The following is an 18,760-nucleotide window of genomic DNA, read 5'->3' as shown; positions in this document are numbered from 1 at the left end:
TGTCGACGCCGCGGGGCCGGCCTTCGGCGAGCCCTCATCACGCTCGCACCGGCGACGGCTTGCGCCAGCCGGTGGTCGCCGGTGAGAGTGGGGTCGGGCGCTGATCAGTGGGGAGACACGATCCCCCTGGGCCCCCGCCCCCCGCCCCCGCCCCGCCTCGTCTGGTTGGTGTCTGGTTGTTCGAGCGCGCCTTTCTGCCGGGTGGCGGTGTTGAATGGGGTGATGCCCGGACACACCCACGACGACATCGACTGGGCGGACCGCCTCGCCCAGCTGCGCATGGCCGACGCCCTCGATGCCGAGGCACTCGCGCCCGTCGCGCGGCGGCTCCTTTCCGGGTCGGTCGGTCGGCCGACTGTGGTCGACGTCGGGTGCGGGGCCGGCGGGATGAGCGTGCACTTCGCGCGTGAGCTGGCCCTTGGTGATGGGGGCACTGTTGTGCTGCTCGACGCCACACCCGCGTTGCTTGCCGAAGCGCAGCGGGCTGTGGCCGCGGTCGCCGATGGGAGCGTCGAAGTCGTCGGCGTGCACGGTGACCTCGCCGACCCCCGGCTGGCCGACCGGATACCGGCCGCCGACCTCGTGTGGGCGTCCGGGGTGGTGCACCACGTCGGCGATCAGCAGGCCGCGTTGCGGACCCTGGCCGGGTTGCTGCGGCCGGGTGCGGTGCTCGCCATTTCCGAAGGCGGGCTCGAAATGCGTTGCCTCCCTTGGGATCTCGGAATCGGACGGCCCGGGCTGGAGCATCGGCTGCTCGCTGCGCGGGCCGAGTGGTTCGCCAGGATGCGGGCCGGCATCGCGGGCAGCGTCGCCATGCCCTACGGCTGGCCGCGCGCGCTTCGCGAGGCCGGACTCGAGGACGTCGAGTCGTTCGGCGCGCTCATCGACCACCCGATGCCCGGCTCGGACCTGTTGTGCGAGTACGTGGTGCACCGCGTCGGCTGGCTCGCCGGGTCGGCGGGCGACCGCCTCGACGCCGACGACCGCGCGACGATCGCCGCCCTCACTGACCCCGCTGGCCCGGACTTCCTAGGCAGCCGTAAGGACCTGTACCTGCTGGGCGCCAAGGCGATCCACAGTGGACGGTCCCGATGAGCGCGCCGGAGCCGGCCGCGTGCACACGCTGCGGGCGCACCCGCGGCGCCGACGACGACCCGGCTACGGCGCTCGCCTGGGTGTCCACCCGCGAGCGCGGCACGCTGCGGTGGCTGTGCCCGGACTGCGCGCGGCAGCACGTGCGCGACATCGAGGGCAAGCTGCCGGACGAGTACTGGTGATCACGAGGTTCCTCCGCGGGAGTCGGCTGTTGGGTTGGTGCTGTTCAGCAGCGGTCGACTCGGCGGCTGGCTGAGTCGGGCTGACGATGGACCAGACATCGTGACGAGCTCATGCGCTTTCGCCGGGCCAGAGAAGATCATCAATGAGCAGTCGGCGGACGTGTCCCGAGCGGTGCGGAAGCCCGGTTCATGCTGCGTCTCCGGTCAGTGGTGTGGTCAATGTCCGGACTCGGGGGCGTGGTGTTCTCGATGCTTCGCCGTAGGCCTGGACCAGCTCCTTCGCCACGTCGCGGGGGACCTGGCGTAGCTGGCGGACCGTGCAGCGGACCAGGATGATTCCCGTGGCCGCCAGGGCCAGGTGGGTGAAGCCGCCCGGGGAACTGGGGCCGCAGCGGTACTGCCAGGCCAAGCCGATCTCGTCCCACCACGCGTCGGCCTCGCCTATGCGTCGGCCTCGGCGGTCGCAGATCGTGACGTCCCAGTTCGGCGGAGGGAGCAGCGCCGTGTCCAGTACTCGCGCCGCCAGGCCGTGCGCGCGGATCGGGCCTTCGTCCAGGCGGCGCAGGACCTTGCGGACCGCCGACGAGCCGCGCTGTGGGCCCGCCTCGAGCTCGGCCAGCAGCTGCTGGCGGTCGCACAGTCCCCAGTAGAGCGGCAGCGTCAGCAGCTGCCGGATCTGCGCCGGGTCGGGTTCCGCCCGTGCCAGGTCGAGCGCCGCGCGGGCCGGTGGGGCGAACGGCAGGCCGTCCACCAGCACCGGGTCCGGCAACCGGGACGTGCGGGTCGCGTGGATTCCCGCCTTCGCCATGACACGGCAGTAGTCGGGCACCAGCAGCTCGATCTCGCCGGTCGCCGGGCACTTCACGCCGTGGGCCCGCAGGGCGTCGGCGCCGCTGATCACCACCTTCGACCCGTAGCGCGCGATCGCGGCGTGCAGCAGGTGCTGCCGCGTCGGCGTGGTGTTGCGCAGCAGGACGACACCGGGGTGCAGGCGGCGCCACGGCCCGCCGGGGCCGCAGAGCCGCCGGGTTCTTCGATCGGACACGCCGGCCCTGCGTAGCTGTTCGAGGTTCATCACCTCGCCGGTGCCGGGGTTACCGAGGGCGAGCGGATCGGTGCGATGCGTAGCGGTCATGCATCGAGCATGAACGCTCCGCCAACCGGGTGGAACCCCGTTTCCCCGAGCTGTGGACAACTCGCCGGAATCCGCCCGTTCGCGGCCCGGCCTGTGGACAACTCAGCCGGCGAAACCGGCCTGCCAGCGCTCCACGATGCCCCGCGCCGGGATCTCCGCGTCGAGCTGGCAGAGGATGCCCGTCGAGCCCGCGGTGACCCGGTGGATCATCAGGTACTCGGGCGGCAGGTTGAGCGAGCGGCCGACCTTGAAGTCGTTGCCGCGGCTGTCGCCGACCCGCCACGCCTGCCGCTGCATCCACTTGCGCGTGAAGTGGAACGTCGGCTCGGCCAGCGGCTCGGTGAACGGCGCCAGGTAGCCGAGCACCTCGTCCGCGGTCAGGTCGCTGTCCGGCCGGATGAACCGGTTCTCCCGCAGCAGGCGCATCAGCTCGGCGGACTCGCCGTCGAGGGCCAGCCGGGTCATCTCGCCCAGGTGGCGGGGGATGCCCTCGGGCAGCCGCGCGACGCCGCCGAAGTCGATGACGCACAGCCTGTCGTCCGGGGTGATCATGAAGTTGCCCGGGTGCGGGTCCGAGTGCAGCAGGTGGACGCGCTCGGGCGAGGAGTAGTGGAACTCCGCCAGCAGCCGGCCGGCCAGGTTCCGCGTCTCGCGGTCGCCGTCGGCGATCACCTTCGACAGCGGTGTGCCGGTGACCCACTCCGTCACGACGACCTTCGGCGCGCTGGCGACGACGCGCGGCACCAGGATGCCGGGATCGCCGTCGAACGCCTTCGCGAAAGCCCGCTGGTGCTGGGCCTCGGCCTGGTAGTCGAGCTCCTCGTTCATCCGCGCGGCGAGCTCGGCCAGCAGCGGCTTGACCTCGGTGCCGGGTACGAACGCCTGGAAAAGCCTGCTGAACCGCTGCAGCTGCCGCAGGTCGCTGCGCAGCGCCTCGTCGGCCCCCGGGTACTGGACCTTGACGGCGACCTCGCGGCCGTCGTGCCAGACCGCGCGGTGCACCTGGCCGATGCTCGCGGCCGCCGCCGGCTCGTCGTCGAACGAGGTGAACCGGCCGGCCCAGGTCCGGCCCAGCTGCTCGGCGAGGACCCGGTGGGTCTGCCGGGCCGCCATCGGCGGGGCCGCGGCCTGCAGCTTCGTCAGTGCCTCGCGGTAGGGCTTCGCCATGTCGTCCGGCACTGCGGCCTCGAACACGCTCAGCGCCTGGCCGAACTTCATGGCCCCGCCCTTGAGCGTGCCGAGCACCTCGAACAGCTGCTCGGCGGCCTTGGCCGACAGCGTGGCGTTCACCTGCTCCGCGCTCTGGCCGGCCAGCCGCTTGCCCCAGCCGCTGACCGCCCGTCCGGCCATCCCGAGCGGGAGGCTGGCGAGCTTGGCGGTGCGGGCCGCACCCTTGCTCGGCATCGCGGTGTCACGATCGGCGGCGTCGCGGAAGTCGGTCACCTCGTCGATTCTGCCTTGCGCACGCGTCCGCGCGCAGCCTGCTCGCGGCGTCTTAGTGGCCTACGTCTCCTGTTGCGCCGCGGGTGGACCGCACCCGCACCTCGGGTGCGGCGGCCAGCCGCGGTGGCGGATGCGGCCGTCGAAGGCGTCGATCTCGAGGGTCGCGTTCCACGACGGCGGCGCCAGCTCGGCGGGGGAGAGCAGCCGCATGGACTGCGCGACGGCCAGCGACGCGCACGCCTGGACCGCGCCGAGGTCGGGCCGCTGGTGCCGCCCGGCGAGCTGGCCGGCGACGCGCGGCCAGCACGGGTCGAGGTCGGTCCGGTGCAGGTCGGCGCAGCGCAGGCACGAACTCCGGCCCGGCACCACCAGCGGCCCGACGATGCCGGTCCCGTCGCGGACGCGGACCGCCAGGTGGGGCACGCCGTCGTCCATCAGCTCGGCGACGACCTCGGGTGCGGGCACGATGGCGTCGGTGAGCAGCACCAGATCGGGGTAGCGGTCGTGGAGCCGCGTGACGCGCACCCGCGCGTCGATCCGGCGGATCAGGTCGGCGAGCGCGTGGCGCCGCGGCCGGCCCAGGTCCGCCTCGGTGAAGCCGGAGCCGAGGTCGTGCTCGGTCACCGCGCCGGGCAAACGCGGCTCGATGTGCCCGATCCCGGCGTTGGCCAGCAGGACGGCCACGGCGACCGCCACGCGGCCGTCACCCTGGACCGAGATCGCCGTCGCGCGCCGCCGGTCGGCCAGCGCGGCCTGGTGGTGGCGGGCCCGCAGCGACCACAGGCCGATCTCGCCGCGAAGCACGGCGCTGTCGGGCGCGCCGGCCTCGGTGACCAGGCCGAGGGCGGTCAGCTGGAGCAGGAGCGTGCGCAGCTGATCACGGTGTTCGCTCTCGGCGAGCAGGATCCGCTCGACGGGCGCCCGGCCGTCGAGCAGCCGCAACCGCGTGACGAGGTTCGGGGGCAGGCCTTCGATGGCCACGCCGTGGCGCGGGTCGAGGCCGATCTGGATCTCGTCCGGGCCGCGTTCCAGCACGGTCAGGCCCGGGAGCAGGGCCGGAAAGGCGGGCAGCGGGACCGGTGGCATGTCCGCGGGGGAGAGCAGCATGTCCGCAGAATCGCATCCGCCGGCGACCCCCGGACCTCGGAAGGACCCGGAACGGCCGAGTTGTCCACAAGTGGAGGTAGTTGTGGATAACTCGGGTCTGTGACCTTAAGAAGCTCGGAGTTGTCGGTGGGTGGCCTTACCGTTGTCGAGTGGTCGAAGCACGGATGCCCTCACTGAGGAGCCGAGGGGACGAGAACCCCTCGTCGGACACACCCGAACACAAGGTCGAAGTGCGGCGCAGCCAGCGCCGGCACCGGACGGTCACCGCGTACTGGAACGACGACACGCTCGTCGTGCTCATCCCGGCGCGGATGACGAGGGCGGAGGAGAAACACTGGGTCGCCGAGATGGAGCGCAAGCTGCAGCGCTCGGAACCACGTCGGCCGGCGTCCCCGAAGGCGTCGGACGAAGCCCTGCTGGCGCGCTGCGCGCAGCTGTCGGGCAAGTACCTGGGCGGCACCGCGGTGCCGGCGAGCGTCCGCTGGGTGCCGCCGATGCGCACGCGGTGGGCGTCCTGCACGCCGGTCGACGCGACCATCCGGGTCAGCGACCGGCTGCGGAAGGTCCCGCCGTGGGTCCTGGACTACGTCCTGGTGCACGAGCTGGCGCACCTGCGCGAGCCCGGGCACGACGCGGCGTTCTGGGCGTTGGTGCAGCGGTACCCGAAAGCGGAGCGCGCGATGGGGTACCTGGAAGGACTGTCGGCGGCCGCCGGGTGGGGGATCTCCACCGAGGACTGACCGGGTGACGGTTTCGGACGGAACCGGGGTGATCCGCAGGTGCGGGTCACCCCGGTTGACGTTGGGGGCGTGGCGGCGGTCGGGGTTGGCGAACTCGAGGTCTGAAGGGGCGGTTTCCCTGCTCGGACGGTCGGCCGGCGTGCCTGGGCGGTCGGTTCGCGTACCTGAGGGGACGGCTCGCGTACTTGGGCGGACGACTCGCGTACCTGGAGGGTCGGCTTGTGCACTCGGAGGGTCGGCTCGCGTGCCTAGGGGTCGGCTCGCGTGATTCGAAGGTCGACACGCGTGACGGGGAGGTCGACTCGCGTGATTGGGGGGGGCAACACGCGTGACTGGGAGGTCGACACGTGTGACTGGGGAGTCGACGCGATGGGGCGTGGGGCTGGATGCAGAACCGGGCGCCTCGCTGGTGCGGGGCGCCCGGTCTGGTGAGTGAAGCTCAGCTCTTGTCGTCTGGGGTGTCGTCTTCGGTGGACGGGGGCTCGGCCTTTTCGCGCTCTTCGCGCTCCGTGCGTTCCAGCTCGGCCATCGGGTCCAGGTCGTCCGCTGTGCCGCTCTGGCCGACTCGGGCCGAGAAGTCCAGGGGCTCGTCGAGGTCCTCGGCCGTCGGCATCAGGTCCGGGTGGGACCAGAGGGCGTCGCGCTTCTCGATGCCGTGCTGCTCGCCCACCATGTTCCACAGCGTCGACGCCGCTCGCATACGGCGGGGGCGCAGCTCCAGGCCCACCAGGGTGGCGAACGTCTGCTCCGCCGGACCACCCGTCGCGCGGCGGCGGCGCAGGGTCTCGCGCAGGGCGTCCGCGCCCGGCAGCCGATCACCGACGGCCTCGGCCACGACCACGTCGACCCAGCCCTCGACCAGGGCGAGCAACGTCTCCAGGCGGTTCAGCGCGCCCTTCTGCTCCTCCGTCGTCTGCGGCTCCAGCAGCCCGGACGACATGGCCTCTTCGATGCTCGCCGGGTTCGACGGGTCGATCTGGCCGGCCAGGGACTCCAGCGCCGACGTGTCGACCGAGATCCCGTGGGCGAACTCCTCGACCGTCGCCAGCAGCCGCTGGCGCAGCCACGGCACGTGCGTGAAGAGCCGCTGGTGGGCCGCCTCGCGGGCGGCCAGGAAGACGAGGATCTCGCTGTTCGGCAGCTCCAGGCCTTCGGCGAACTTCTCGATGTTCGCCGGCAGCAGCGCCGATGTCCCCGGAGGTGCCAGCGGGAGGCCGATCTCGGAGGACGTCAGCATCTCCGACGCGAGCTGCGCCAGCGCGTTGCCGAGCTGGGAGCCGAAGGCCATCCCGCCCATCTGCCCCATCATCTGCATCAACGGGCCGGCGGCCTGCTTGGCCTCCTCGGGCAGCGCCTCCATCCAGGCGCCCGAGATCCGCTGGGCGACCGGGTCGCAGAGCCGCTGCCACGTGGGGAGCGTCTTCTCCACCCAGGTGCGCGGCGACCAGGCGACCGTCGACGTCGCGCCCGCGGGCAGGAACGTCGCCGGGTCGAGCCACATCTCCGCGAGGTGGGCCGCGTCACGCACGGCGGCGTTCGAGTCGTCACTGCCGGAGAAACCGAGCCGGCTCTCGCCGGTGTTGCCGGCGCTGCCCAGGTTCTGCAGGGCGATCTGCTTGGCGAGATCGTAGTTCACCGGCCCGCTGGAAGTACCGGCCTGACTGAGCATCTGGCCCAGTTGGCTCAGCATCTGACCGAGCTGGTTGAAGGCCTCGGCGCCGGACTGCTGCCCGCCCTCCGAGGGGTCGTTCTCACCTCGTTTGTCGGGATCGGAAGGTCCGAAGCCGAACGGGGGTTTGCTCATGGGTCCACCGTACGCGGGTCGGGCGCCCCGAAGCGCGTCAACCGGACCCATGTGCGTGGCCTTCACCGAGAAGCGAACACGGTCACCGTACGCTGTCGGGCGTGACCAAGTCCTCCGAGGAGACCGCCCCCGCGACGACCCCGCCGGAAACGCCGCCGGAGCGGACCGGAGAGGCCCGCCGGATGACCCGCCGGGGCTGGACGCTCGTGGTCAGCGGCTCGCTGTTCCTGGTGTTCGTGGTGCTCGGTTCGGTCGTGCCGGTGCCGTTCGTGGCGATCAGCCCGGGCCCGACCTACGACACGCTCGGTCGCGACGCGGCGGGCAACCCGGTCATCCAGGTCGCCGGTCACGACACCTTCCAGACCACCGGCGAGCTGCGGATGACGACCGTCTCCCTGCACGACGGCGTGACCCTGTTCCAGGGCCTCGGCTTCTGGGCGAGCGGCCGGTACGCGCTGGCGCCGCGCGAGGAGTACTTCAAGCCGGGCGAGACCAACGAGCAGGTCAAGCAGGAGAACATCCAGCAGCTGCAGGACTCGCAGACCAACGCCCAGGTCGCCGCGCTGCGCAAGCTCGGCTACCCGGTCAAGGTGCTGGCGAAGGAGATCGTCTCCGGCAGCCCCGCGGACCACGTGCTGGCCCCCGGCGACAAGCTGATCACCGTCAACAACAAGAAGATCGTCGAGGCCGCGGACGTGCGGGCCGCGCTGGCCGGCACCCTGCCCGGCCAGACCGTCCAGATCACCTTCCAGTCCGACGGCCAGCCGGAGCGGACGGTGCCGCTCACCCTCGCCGCGCGCCCCGACCGCAAGGAGGGCTTCATCGGCCTCACCGCGGTCGACCGGGCCGACGCCCCGTTCAACGTGACGATCTCGCTGCAGGACGTCGGCGGCCCGTCGGCCGGGCTGATGTTCACCCTGGCGATCATCGACCGGCTCCGGCCCGGCGACCTGGCGGCCGGGCGGCACATCGCCGGCACCGGCGAGATCACCGAGACGGGTGAGGTCGACCCGATCGGCGGGATCTCCTTCAAGGTCGTCGGCGCCCGGGAGGCGGGGGCCACCGACTTCCTCGTGCCCGAGCACAACTGCGCCGAAGCGAAGACGACCGCGCCGTCCGGGCTGAACCTCATCAAGGTGTCCACACTGGACGACGCGCTCGCCCAGCTGGCCAACCTCAAGGCGGGACGGCCGACCGCGTCGTGCTGAGCGGCCGGGCACCCAGCGGCCGTCAGGGCATCAGTGTCGCCTTCAGCGCTTCGATCAGATTCGGGGCCAGGTCCGGGCTTTCGACGATCTCGTCGACGGACTCGTCGCCGTCTTCGGCCGTGCCGATCCCGCGCAGGCGCATGACGCACGAGCGCGCGCCCTCGCGCAGCACCGCGGCCACCAGCCGGGCCTCGGTCCGCTGGGGGTGGTCGGCGGCGGCGCGGCGCAGGCTGTCCGCGTCCGCCTCGGCGACGTCGGGCAGCTCCGACTCCGAGCCCGGCGGCAGCACGATGATCTCCTGCGCCAGCGCGCACCCGATGACCAGGTCGGGCCAGGCGATCCGGCCCAGCGCCTCGGCGAGGTCGCCCTCGGGCAGGGCCTCCTGCGCCACCGGCGTCAGCGGGTTGGCCCGGTCCAGCTGCCCGGCCAGCTCCGGCTGCTCGTCGAGCAGGGCCGCCGTCGGCACCAGCGCGAACAGCTGGGGCGGCTGGTCCCAGCCGGCCGCGGCCATGAACTCCTCGATCTCACGGGCGAGTGCGGCGACACCGGGGACGGCCGGGTGCGGTTCGTTCATGCGCACATGGTGGCAGGCGCCCCCGCGCGACGCGGTCGCGAGTCCGGTTTGGGCGGGTCCCGGGAACTTCCTGCGGCATCCGTAGAGTTAGGTCATCAGGAGGCGCACGCGTCTCCGTGTAACAAGCATTCACGAAGACAGGAGCGTGCACCGTGGCGACTCGGCCCCCGGTGAGCCTGCCGAAGCTGTCCCGGCGCAGCCGGATCCTCCTCATCATCGCCGCGGTGATCGTGCTCGCGCTGTTGCTGGGGGCCCGCCTGCTGGACACGTACGTCGACTGGCTGTGGTTCGGCGAGGTCGGCGCGCGATCGGTGTTCACCACCCAGGTGGTCACTCGCGTCGTGCTCTTCTTCGCCGTCGGGTTGCTCGTCGGCGGGGCCCTCGCGATCAGCCTGATGATCGCCTACCGCTCCCGGCCGGTGTTCGTGCCGATCTCCGGCGCCGACGACCCGCTGGCGCGCTACCGCTCCGCGATCGTCGCCCGGATCCGCCTCTTCGGCATCGGCATCCCGGTGCTCACCGGCCTCATCGCCGGGCTGTCCGCCCAAAGCGACTGGCAGGTGGTGCAGCTGTTCCTCAACGGCACCTCGTTCGGCCAGACCGACCCCGAGTTCGGCAACGACATCGGCTTCTACGCCTTCGACCTGCCGTTCTTCAACTGGCTGCTCGGCTGGCTGTTCATCACCGTCGTCATCTCCTTCTTCGGCGCGCTGATCTCGCACTACGTCTTCGGCGGCATCCGCCTCGCCGGCAAGGGCGGCCAGCTCGCCGGCCCGACCCGCGCGCAGCTCGCCATCACGGTCGGCCTCTTCGTGCTGCTGAAGGCCGCGGAGTACTTCGTCGACCGGTACAACCTGCTGTTGTCCGACCGGGGCGCGCCGCTGTTCATCGGCGCCACCTACACCGACCTGAACGCGGTCCTGCCCGCGAAGCTGATCCTGCTGTGCATCTCGGTGATCTGCGCGATCGCGTTCTTCGCCGGTGCGTTCCTGCGCAACCTGCAGCTGCCGGCCATCGCCCTCGTCCTGCTGATCCTGTCGAGCATCCTGGTCGGCGTCGCCTGGCCGGCCATCCTCGACCAGTTCTCGGTGAAGCCGAACGCGAACGAGAAGGAAGCGACGTCCATCCAGCGCAACATGGACGCCACCCGCAAGGCGTTCGGCCTGACCGACGTCCAGTACCAGCAGTACTCGGGCAAGTCCGACGCGACCGCGAGCGAGGTCAAGTCCGACACCGGCACGATGTCGAACATCCGGCTACTCGACCCGAACGTCCTCTCCGACACCTTCACCCAGCGCGTCGGCCGCGAGAACTTCTACGGCTTCCCGGCCAAGCTCGACATCGACCGCTACACCGTCGGCGGCACCACACAGGACTACATCGTGGCGGCCAAGGAGATCAAGACCGAGGGCCTGACCGGCAACCAGACCAGCTGGATCAACAAGCACCTCGTCTACACCCACGGCAACGGCTTCGTCGCCGCGCCGGCCAACACGATCGACCGCGCGGTCAAGGACGCCAACTCCGACGGCGGCTACCCGATCGCCACCACCAGCGACACCCAGAACCCGACCGGCGCCGGCGCCAACGGGAGCGCCCCCGGCATCGAGGTCAAGGAACCCCGGATCTACTACGGCGAGCTGTCCGCCGCGGACTCCGACTACGCCATCGTCGGCGGCACCTCGGGCAACGCGCCCGGCGAGTACGACACCGCCACCGACCGCTACACGTACAAGGGCACCGGCGGCGTCTCGATCGACAACTGGTTCAACCGCCTGGCCTTCGCCGCCGAGTACGGCGAACGGAACATCCTGTTCTCCGACGCCATCGGCGACAACTCGAAGATCATGTACAACCGCGACCCGCGTGACCGCGTCAGCAAGGTCGCGCCGTGGCTGACCCTCGACGGCGACCCGTACCCGGCGGTCGTCGACGGCAAGATCCAGTGGATCATCGACGGCTACACCACCATCAACAACTTCCCGTACTCGCAGCAGACGCAGCTCGGCGCGGCCACCAACGACTCCCTCAACGGCGTCGCCCGCCAGGGCAACAGCTCCATCAACTACATCCGGAACTCGGTCAAGGCCACGGTCGACGCCTTCAACGGCACCGTGAACCTGTATTCGATCGACGACAAGGAACCGGTCCTCAACGCCTGGGAGAAGGTCTTCCCCGGACTCGTGAAGCCCAGCTCCGCGATCTCCGAGGACCTGCGGGCCCACTTCCGCTACCCCGAAGACCTCTTCAAGATCCAGCGCGAGCTCCTGTCCCGCTACCACGTGAGCAACCCGCAGGAGTTCTACTCCCAGCAGGCCTTCTGGAGCGTCCCGCAGGACCCGACCGCGGAAGGTGGCGCCAACCCCGCCGCGGCCGGCGCCGCCAACCAGCCCGGGTACTACGTCCTCGCGGACACCCCGGGCCAGACCCAGCCGACCTTCCAGCTGACCAGCTCGCTCACCGGCCTCCAACGCCAGTACCTCGCGTCCTGGATGTCGGTGTCCTCCGACCCAGTCGACTACGGCAAGATCCGCGTCCTCCAGCTACCCAGCGCGGCCACCGGAGCCACCCAGGTCGACGGCCCGGTCCAAGTCCAGAACCGGTTCCAGAGCGATCCACGCGTCGCGCAGGACCGGACCCTGTTCAACAACCCCAACGTCATCCCGATCTACGGCAACCTGATCACGCTCCCGGTCGCCGAAGGGTTCCTCTACGTCGAACCCGTCTACATCCGGCAGCGCAACCAGAACAGCTATCCACAGCTGGCCCGCGTCCTCGTCTCGTACGGACCCAAGGTCGGCTACGGCGCGACCCTCCAGGAAGCCCTCGACCAGGTCTTCGGCACCGGCACCGGAGCGGCCACCACCACGCCGCCCCAGTCCGGCCAGCCGACGACCACACCGACTACACCGACGACCACACCGCCCAACACCGGCGGCGGCAACGCAGCCCTCGACAGGGCCGCCGCCGACATCGAATCGGCCATCGTCAAACTCCAAGCCGCCCAGAAATCCGGCAACTTCGCCGACCAAGGCGCGGCACTGGCCGCCCTCGACGCGGCCGCGAAGGCCTACCAGTCGGCCAAGGCACAACCGGCCACCACACCCAGCGCGACACCCAGCACCACACCCACCAGCCAGCCCGGCGGGTGAGGTCGACGTCCTAAGTGACCCCTGCTTTGCGCCCGCTCGAAACCAGGGCGTAAAGTAGGGAACACGACGCGGGGTGGAGCAGCTCGGTAGCTCGCTGGGCTCATAACCCAGAGGTCGCAGGTTCAAATCCTGTCCCCGCTACAGATGCAGGAGGCCTGTGTCGACGGAGAACGTCGACCGGGCCTCCTTCGCATTTGTCCTGGGGGTCGAACCCCCAGACCCCCGCCAGGGGGGCTTCGCCGCCCCTGGACCCCCCTTCGGGTGGTTGGCTCCTACTTCAGCCAGGCTTCTGTTTCTCCTGTTGTGTTTGCTACGTAGCCGTCTGGGCGGATCAGGGCCCTTGTTACGTCTGGCCAGGGGAGTTTGTCCACTGCGGCCACCTTGACGTCTGGGTGGGGGCTTTCTGTTTCGGTTGTTGTCAGTAGGACGAAGTTTCCCTTGTGGAACCAGTCGCTTGCGTTGCCTGTCTTGGTTTTGAAGTCTGGTAGGCGGGTTCCTGTTGCCGGGTGGGCGTTCTCGGGGGCTTTGTAGGTGATGCTCAGGCCTGATACCAAGCCTGACAAGTAATGTTGGGCTTGGGGGAGTTCGGACATTGCTCGGTAGAGCTTTCGTAGCGCCAGAAGTTCTGGGGTTGAGGGGATCAGGGCTGACTGGGCCGCTACGTTTTGTACTACCGCCTCTGCTACTGGGCGGCGTTCTTGTTCGTAGGTGTCCAGTAGGTCTTTGTGGCCCGTGCCTTTCAGGGTTGCTGCCAGTTTCCAGCCCAGGTTCATGGCGTCCTGGATGCCCAGGTTGAGGCCCTGGCCTCCTGCTGGGAAGTGCGTGTGGGCTGCGTCGCCTGCCAGTAGTACTCGGCCTACCCGGTACTGTGCGGCCAGTCTCGAGTCGTCTCCGAAGCGGGATGCCCAGCGGATCTCCTCGACCTTTGTCTCCGCGCCGTACGTCTTGGTGATCACGTCGCGGACTTCTTCTTCCGTTACCTCCGCCCGGAGGTTCTCCGGGCGGTTCAGGCGGTCTCCGTAGGCCAGGCGGTACAGGTTCGGTTCCGACAGCGGGATCAGGCCCGTGTACTTGCCGATGCCGTCCGTGGTGACGATGTTGCGCATCGACCGCCACTCGGTCTGGGCTCCTGCCGGGGTGGCCGCGAACCGGACGTCCGCCACCACTCCGTGGCCGCGGCCGTCGATCCCTTCGAACGGGAGGTTCAGCGCTTTGCGGACCGCGCTTCGGCCGCCGTCGCAGCCCACCAGGTAGGACGCTCGGATTCTCGTCGTGGCTGTGGTGACCGTGACGGCCTCTTCGTCCTGGGTGAACTCCTTCAGCTCCTGGCCTCTGAGGACCTTCACGCCTTGCTCGGCCAGCCGCTCCTCCAGGGCCGCCTCCACTTGGGCCTGGGGGATGCCCAGCTGGTACGGGTGGCGCGTGTCCCAGCCGGCGTAGCTCACCGGGATCATCGCGAAGTGGCCTTCGCCCACCGTCGCGAACGACCGCCGCTCCGCCCGGCCCAGCAGGCCGCGCAGGTCCAGCACCTCCGCGGTGCGCGGCTGGAGGTTCAGGGCCTTCGACAACCCCGTCCGCTCCGCCAGGCGCTCCAGCACCACGACGTCCACTCCGGCCAGTGCCAGCTCGTTCGCCAGCATCAGCCCGGTTGGCCCCGCCCCGGCCACGACCACCGCTGTCGTCAGCTCGTCCATGAGATCCCCTTAACAACGTTAAATTGACGTGCCCCGAGGATGCCCTTAACATCGTTAAGCTGTCAAGTTCGGACGCTGAGGAGATCGTGGACATGGCCCTGACCAGGCGGGACATCGCCCGTGCCGGGCTCAGGCTGCTCAACGAGGTCGGCCTGAACGGCCTCACGCTGCGGCTCATCGCCACCGAGCTCGGCGTCAAGGCGCCGGCGCTCTACTGGCACCTGAAGAACAAGCAGGAGCTGCTCGACGAGATGGCGACGCAGATGTACGCCGACGCCGACCGGGAGCCGCCGGAGCCGCTGGGGGAGTGGGAGACCGTCGCTTACCGCGCCCGGGCGGCGCGCCGGATGATGCTGGCCTACCGCGACGGCGGGAAGGTCTTCGCCGGGACCTACCTCGGCGACCTGAGCCTGGTCGGCGAGCACGCGTTCCGCCGGAGCATCGACGCCGGGCTGGACGCTCGGCGGGCGGACCAGGTGCTCTTCACCGTCTACAGCTTCGTCGTCGGGTTCACCATCGAAGAGCAGGCCGTCTACCCGATGCCCGGCCAGCTGGACGAGCGCTACCGGGGCGCGCCCGGCGGCTCGGTGCTCACCGACGTCGACGCGCGGTTCGAGGACGGCCTGGAGATCGTCCTCGGGGGCGCCCGCGGCTGGCTCGGGCTGGCATAACGCCTGGTCAGCGTGTTTTGGGACCCCCCTGTGAACGCCTTGAACGCACCGTGTAATCTTTCTCAAGTACCACAACGGCGCGGGGTGGAGCAGCTCGGTAGCTCGCTGGGCTCATAACCCAGAGGTCGCAGGTTCAAATCCTGTCCCCGCTACCACCAGGAGGCGCGTTCTCGGGAAACCGGGAACGCGCCTCTTTTTGTCATGTTCGTACGACTTTCGCCGCCGACTTTTCCGTGAAACTGTCGAATCGCTACGAATTCCGCCAGCCGGGCTCTCGTTCCCGATGGTTGCGGTGCGTGTCCACTGTGGGCCAAGCGGGGACGGCCGCCCGGCGAACTCACCTGCCTGGTGGTTGTCACCACCGTCCGGATGCGGCTGGTCGGACCAATGCGTGGTCACCGTGGTAGCGCTGCGTGTCCGGGGTCCACTGTGGACCAGAGCGGATTGGGCCGAACGAGGGGATCTCACTAGCCACAATGGACAGATCCGCTGACCACTGTGGACACAGGCGCGGATAAGTGGGAATGTAGAGGGCGTGTCCGAATTGAATGCAACAGCCGCCGCCCTGCTCGGTCTGCTCCACGACGGTCCCGCCACCGGCGGGCAGCTCGTCGCGGGCGCCGGTGAGCGCTTCGGTGCCTTCTTCAGCGTCACCCGCAGTCAGGTGTACCGGGAGCTCCCGGCGCTGTCCAAGGAAGGTCTCGTCCGGCTCGGCAAGCAGGGCCCGCGCTCCAGTCAGCAGTACCTGATCACCGCCGCCGGCAAGAAGGCCTTCAAGACCTGGCTGACGTCCGAGGCCGGTCCCGACCACCTGCGCAGCCCGCTGATCCTGCGGCTCGTGCACGCCGGTTCGTTGACGGCCAAGCAGCGCGGGTCGCTGCTCGAGTCGGCGCGCACCAGCTACGGCCAGCAGCTCGACGACGCGAAGACGGCCACGAAGTCGGCCGAAGGGCCCTACGAAAAGGCCGTCGCCGAGTTCGCGCAGGCTCAGGCCAAGGCCGCCCTGAAGCTGCTCGACGCCATCCCGTCGGCCTGAGGTTGACCCCGCCCACGACCGGTGCTCGCGACCGGTCGTGGGTTTTGCCGTAACCTCGACAAACGTGAGTGATGAGTTCGACGCGGCATTGAAGGACCTGACCGGCAAGCTGACGCAGATCGAGTCGGTGATGGACCTCGACGCGTTGCGCGCGCAGGTGGCCGACCTGGAGCAGCAGGCTTCGAGCCCCAACCTCTGGGACGACCCCGAAGCGGCGCAGAAGGTGACCAGCCAGCTCTCCCACCGGCAGAGCGAGCTGCGGCGGGTCAACGACCTGCGCCAGCGGCTCGACGACCTGGGCGTGCTGTACGAGCTCGCCGGCGACGAGGGTGACGCCGGCAGCATGGGCGAGGCCGAGGGCGAGCTGACCGAGCTGGGCAAGGCCATCGACGGCCTCGAGGTCCGCACCCTGCTCTCCGGCGAGTACGACGACCGCAACGCCGTCGTCACCATCCGCTCCGAGGCCGGCGGCGTCGACGCCGCGGACTTCGCCGAGATGCTGCTCCGGATGTACATGCGCTGGGCCGAGCGCCACGGCTACCCGACCAACGTCTACGACATCTCCTACGCCGAAGAGGCGGGCATCAAGTCGGCGACGTTCACGGTGACCGCCCCCTACGTCTACGGCACCCTCTCGGTCGAGCAGGGCACCCACCGGCTCGTCCGGATCTCGCCGTTCGACAACCAGGGCCGCCGCCAGACGTCGTTCGCGCACGTCGAGGTGCTGCCCGAGGTCGAAGAGGTCGACCACGTCGACATCGCGGAGAAGGACATCCGCGTCGACGTCTACCGCTCGTCCGGCCCCGGCGGCCAGAGCGTCAACACGACCGACTCCGCGGTGCGCATCACGCACCTGCCGACCGGCATCGTCGTCTCCTGCCAGAACGAGAAGTCGCAGCTGCAGAACAAGGCCGCCGCGCTCAAGGTCCTCCAGGCCCGGCTGATGCTGCGCAAGAAGGAAGAAGAGCGCGCCGAGATGGACGCGCTCAAGGACGGCGGCTCCAGCTGGGGCAACCAGATGCGCTCCTACGTGCTGCACCCGTACCAGATGGTCAAGGACCTGCGGACCGAGTTCGAGGTCGGCAACCCGTCCGCGGTGCTCGACGGCGAGATCGACGGTTTCCTCGACGCCGGCATCCGCTGGCGGAAGCAGTCCGCGGCCGTTTAACGGTGCAAGGGGTGTTCGCGTGACCGCTCACCGTGCGCAAACGCCCCTTGCTCCACCCGGGTGGCCCGGGCAACCGGGGCTTCACGAGACCGGTGGGTAGTATGCCGAATCGTGATCCGGCTCGAAGAGGTTTCCAAGGTCTACAAGACCTCGACGCGGCCCGCGCTCGAGCGGGTGTCCGTCGACATCGAAAAGGGTGAGTTCGTCTTCCTGATCGGTCCCTCGGGATCGGGGAAGTCGACCTTCCTCCGGCTGCTGCTGCGCGAAGAGACGCCGAGCAAGGGTCGCGTGGTGGTGTCCAACTTCGACGTCGCCAAGCTGGCCCGCCGCCGGGTTCCCCGCCTGCGGCAGACCATCGGCTGCGTGTTCCAGGACTTCCGCCTGCTGGCCAACAAGACCGTCGCCGAGAACGTCGCGTTCGCCCTCGAGGTCATCGGCAAGCCCGGCCCGACCATCAAGAAGGTCGTCCCCGAGGTGCTGGAGCTCGTCGGCCTCGACGGCAAGGCGGACCGGCTGCCCAACGAGCTCTCCGGTGGTGAGCAACAGCGCGTGGCGATCGCTCGCGCGTTCGTGAACCGGCCGCTGGTGCTGCTCGCCGACGAACCGACCGGGAACCTGGACCCCGACACCAGCCAGGACATCATGCTGCTGCTGGAGCGGATCAACCGCACCGGCACGACCGTCCTGATGGCGACCCACGACCACGGCATCGTCGACTCCATGCGGCGCCGCGTCGTCGAGCTGCAGCTCGGCCGGGTGGTCCGCGACGACGCCCGCGGCGTCTACGGCATCGGCCGCTGACCGCCCACCCCCGCACGCCCCCGACCCCAAGGACCTGCACCCGACATGCGCGCCAGTTTCGTCTTCAGTGAGGTAATCACCGGCCTGCGCCGGAACATCACGATGACCATCGCGATGATGCTGACCACGGCCGTGTCGCTCGCCATGCTCGGCGGCGGCCTGCTGGCCGTGCGGACGATCGACAAGATGAAGTCCAACTTCCTCGCCGACGTCGAGGTTTCGGTCTACCTCACCGACGACATCAGCGCGAACGACAAGAACTGCACCCAGTCGCTGTGCGAGTCGCTGCGCTCGGACCTGCAGGGCAACGACGGCGTCGAGTCGGTCGTGTTCGAGAACCGCGACCAGGCCTACGACCGGTTCAGGAAGATCTTCGAGAGCCAGCCCGAGCTGGTCGCCCTCACCGGCCCCGCTTCGCTGCCCGCTTCGCTGCACGTGAAGCTGAAGGACCCGGACCGCAGCGAATCGATCGTGCAGGCCTACAGCACCAAACCGGGCGTGCGGAAGGTCGACGACCAGAAGAAGTTCCTCGACCGCGTGTTCAACGCCTTCAACGGTGTCCGGAACATGGCCTTCGGCGCGGCGCTCATCATGGCCATCGCCGCCCTGCTGCTGATCGCCAACACGATCCAGGTGTCCGCGTTCACGCGGCGCACGGAGGTCGGCATCATGCGGCTCGTCGGCGCGACGCGGTGGTACACGCAGCTGCCGTTCCTCCTGGAGGCGGTGGTCGCCGGCGCGGTCGGCGCGATCCTCGGGATCATCATGCTGATCATCACCAAGGCCGGCTTCCTGGACTCGGTGTTCACCGGCGACGTGTTCCCGAAGATCACCATGCTGGAACTGCTGTTCCCGGTCGCGCCGATCCTGCTCGGGGTGTCCGTGCTGATCTCCGCTCTCACCGGTTACGTGACGCTGCGCCTGTACGTCCGGCACTAGCGCGTCCGTCC

Annotated in this window: 16 protein-coding genes and 2 tRNA genes; 12 read left to right on the top strand and 6 right to left on the bottom strand. The window is 69.6% G+C overall.

All coding sequences use genetic code 11. From position 1 onward, the window contains the following. Positions 1-222 precede the first annotated feature (222 nt). Positions 223-1,095, top strand: coding sequence for a class I SAM-dependent methyltransferase (locus tag OG570_RS04870; RefSeq protein WP_326955752.1), 873 nt, complete (start codon positions 223-225; stop codon positions 1,093-1,095). After that, positions 1,092-1,277: a hypothetical protein gene (locus OG570_RS04865; RefSeq protein ID WP_247061260.1), complete on the top strand. Its 186-nt coding sequence runs from the start codon at positions 1,092-1,094 to the stop codon at positions 1,275-1,277. The genes OG570_RS04870 and OG570_RS04865 overlap by 4 nt, the downstream gene beginning before the upstream one ends. Positions 1,278-1,464: 187 nt before the next feature. Here OG570_RS04865 and OG570_RS04860 read toward each other — a convergent pair whose 3' ends face one another. The 3 genes from OG570_RS04860 to OG570_RS04850 form a co-directional block, all read right to left on the bottom strand. Continuing rightward, positions 1,465-2,352, bottom strand: a complete 888-nt coding sequence (locus OG570_RS04860) for a hypothetical protein (protein WP_326959874.1) — start codon at positions 2,350-2,352, stop codon at positions 1,465-1,467. Positions 2,353-2,514: 162 nt separating this feature from the next. After that, on the bottom strand, positions 2,515-3,855 hold the full coding sequence (locus tag OG570_RS04855) for an ABC1 kinase family protein (protein ID WP_326946447.1): 1,341 nt from the start codon (positions 3,853-3,855) through the stop codon (positions 2,515-2,517). A 60-nt stretch (positions 3,856-3,915) separates the two neighbouring features. Continuing rightward, the gene (locus tag OG570_RS04850; RefSeq protein ID WP_326946448.1) at positions 3,916-4,962 is read right to left on the bottom strand and encodes a hypothetical protein; all 1,047 of its coding nucleotides are present in this window, start codon (positions 4,960-4,962) and stop codon (positions 3,916-3,918) included. A gap of 230 nt (positions 4,963-5,192) precedes the next feature. Here OG570_RS04850 and OG570_RS04845 point away from each other — a divergent pair, with 230 nt between their 5' ends. Then, positions 5,193-5,702, top strand: a complete 510-nt coding sequence (locus OG570_RS04845) for a M48 metallopeptidase family protein (protein ID WP_326946449.1) — start codon at positions 5,193-5,195, stop codon at positions 5,700-5,702. A 439-nt stretch (positions 5,703-6,141) separates the two neighbouring features. On the opposite strand, the gene OG570_RS04840 is transcribed toward OG570_RS04845, so the two are convergent. Then, complete coding sequence (locus tag OG570_RS04840; protein WP_326955751.1) at positions 6,142-7,506, bottom strand: zinc-dependent metalloprotease; 1,365 nt, start codon at positions 7,504-7,506, stop codon at positions 6,142-6,144. 101 nt (positions 7,507-7,607) lie between these two features. Here OG570_RS04840 and OG570_RS04835 point away from each other — a divergent pair, with 101 nt between their 5' ends. Continuing rightward, a complete protein-coding gene (locus tag OG570_RS04835; RefSeq protein ID WP_326955750.1) occupies positions 7,608-8,714 on the top strand; it encodes a YlbL family protein in 1,107 nt (368 codons plus the stop codon). Positions 8,715-8,736: 22 nt separating this feature from the next. Here OG570_RS04835 and OG570_RS04830 read toward each other — a convergent pair whose 3' ends face one another. After that, positions 8,737-9,288: a PPA1309 family protein gene (locus OG570_RS04830; RefSeq protein WP_326946452.1), complete on the bottom strand. Its 552-nt coding sequence runs from the start codon at positions 9,286-9,288 to the stop codon at positions 8,737-8,739. A gap of 152 nt (positions 9,289-9,440) precedes the next feature. Here OG570_RS04830 and OG570_RS04825 point away from each other — a divergent pair, with 152 nt between their 5' ends. Together OG570_RS04825 and OG570_RS04820 are read left to right on the top strand one after the other, a co-directional pair. Further along, positions 9,441-12,440, top strand: coding sequence for a UPF0182 family protein (locus OG570_RS04825; RefSeq protein ID WP_326946453.1), 3,000 nt, complete (start codon positions 9,441-9,443; stop codon positions 12,438-12,440). A gap of 67 nt (positions 12,441-12,507) precedes the next feature. Then, positions 12,508-12,581 (top strand) — tRNA-Met (locus OG570_RS04820). Positions 12,582-12,712: 131 nt separating this feature from the next. Here OG570_RS04820 and OG570_RS04815 read toward each other — a convergent pair. Continuing rightward, positions 12,713-14,134, bottom strand: coding sequence for an FAD-dependent monooxygenase (locus OG570_RS04815; RefSeq protein ID WP_326955749.1), 1,422 nt, complete (start codon positions 14,132-14,134; stop codon positions 12,713-12,715). Between the two features lie 92 nt (positions 14,135-14,226). Here OG570_RS04815 and OG570_RS04810 point away from each other — a divergent pair, with 92 nt between their 5' ends. The 6 genes from OG570_RS04810 to ftsX all read left to right on the top strand — a co-directional run bounded on the left by OG570_RS04810 (position 14,227) and on the right by ftsX (position 18,749). Then, the gene (locus tag OG570_RS04810; protein WP_326955748.1) at positions 14,227-14,805 is read left to right on the top strand and encodes a TetR/AcrR family transcriptional regulator C-terminal domain-containing protein; all 579 of its coding nucleotides are present in this window, start codon (positions 14,227-14,229) and stop codon (positions 14,803-14,805) included. 78 nt (positions 14,806-14,883) lie between these two features. Then, a tRNA-Met gene (locus OG570_RS04805) sits at positions 14,884-14,960 on the top strand. 380 nt (positions 14,961-15,340) lie between these two features. Next, a complete protein-coding gene (locus OG570_RS04800; protein WP_247061271.1) occupies positions 15,341-15,841 on the top strand; it encodes a PadR family transcriptional regulator in 501 nt (166 codons plus the stop codon). Positions 15,842-15,905: 64 nt separating this feature from the next. Continuing rightward, complete coding sequence (prfB, locus tag OG570_RS04795; protein ID WP_247061274.1) at positions 15,906-17,009, top strand: peptide chain release factor 2; 1,104 nt, start codon at positions 15,906-15,908, stop codon at positions 17,007-17,009. A 111-nt stretch (positions 17,010-17,120) separates the two neighbouring features. Further along, on the top strand, positions 17,121-17,810 hold the full coding sequence (ftsE, locus tag OG570_RS04790) for a cell division ATP-binding protein FtsE (RefSeq protein ID WP_247061275.1): 690 nt from the start codon (positions 17,121-17,123) through the stop codon (positions 17,808-17,810). Positions 17,811-17,855: 45 nt separating this feature from the next. Then, entirely contained in the window at positions 17,856-18,749 is an 894-nt protein-coding gene (gene ftsX, locus OG570_RS04785; RefSeq protein ID WP_326946456.1) for a permease-like cell division protein FtsX, read from the top strand. Positions 18,750-18,760: the final 11 nt, after the last annotated feature.

This window comes from Amycolatopsis sp. NBC_01286, from assembly GCF_035982555.1.
Classification (GTDB): Bacteria; Actinomycetota; Actinomycetes; order Mycobacteriales; family Pseudonocardiaceae; genus Amycolatopsis.
Note: the sequence above shows the minus strand (reverse complement) of the source record. Positions and strands in the feature narration are given on the sequence as shown.

Excerpts from the sequence above, each read along its gene's own strand:
- OG570_RS04870 (WP_326955752.1), top strand. The coding sequence starts at position 223 with ATGCCCGGACACACCCACGACGACATCGACTGGGCGGACCGCCTCGCC.
- OG570_RS04865 (WP_247061260.1), top strand. The coding sequence starts at position 1,092 with ATGAGCGCGCCGGAGCCGGCCGCGTGCACACGCTGCGGGCGCACCCGC.
- OG570_RS04860 (WP_326959874.1), bottom strand. The coding sequence starts at position 2,352 with ATGAACCTCGAACAGCTACGCAGGGCCGGCGTGTCCGATCGAAGAACC.
- OG570_RS04850 (WP_326946448.1), bottom strand. The coding sequence starts at position 4,962 with ATGCTGCTCTCCCCCGCGGACATGCCACCGGTCCCGCTGCCCGCCTTT.
- OG570_RS04840 (WP_326955751.1), bottom strand. The coding sequence starts at position 7,506 with ATGAGCAAACCCCCGTTCGGCTTCGGACCTTCCGATCCCGACAAACGA.
- OG570_RS04830 (WP_326946452.1), bottom strand. The coding sequence starts at position 9,288 with ATGAACGAACCGCACCCGGCCGTCCCCGGTGTCGCCGCACTCGCCCGT.
- OG570_RS04815 (WP_326955749.1), bottom strand. The coding sequence starts at position 14,134 with ATGGACGAGCTGACGACAGCGGTGGTCGTGGCCGGGGCGGGGCCAACC.
- OG570_RS04810 (WP_326955748.1), top strand. The coding sequence starts at position 14,227 with ATGGCCCTGACCAGGCGGGACATCGCCCGTGCCGGGCTCAGGCTGCTC.
- ftsX (WP_326946456.1), top strand. The coding sequence starts at position 17,856 with ATGCGCGCCAGTTTCGTCTTCAGTGAGGTAATCACCGGCCTGCGCCGG.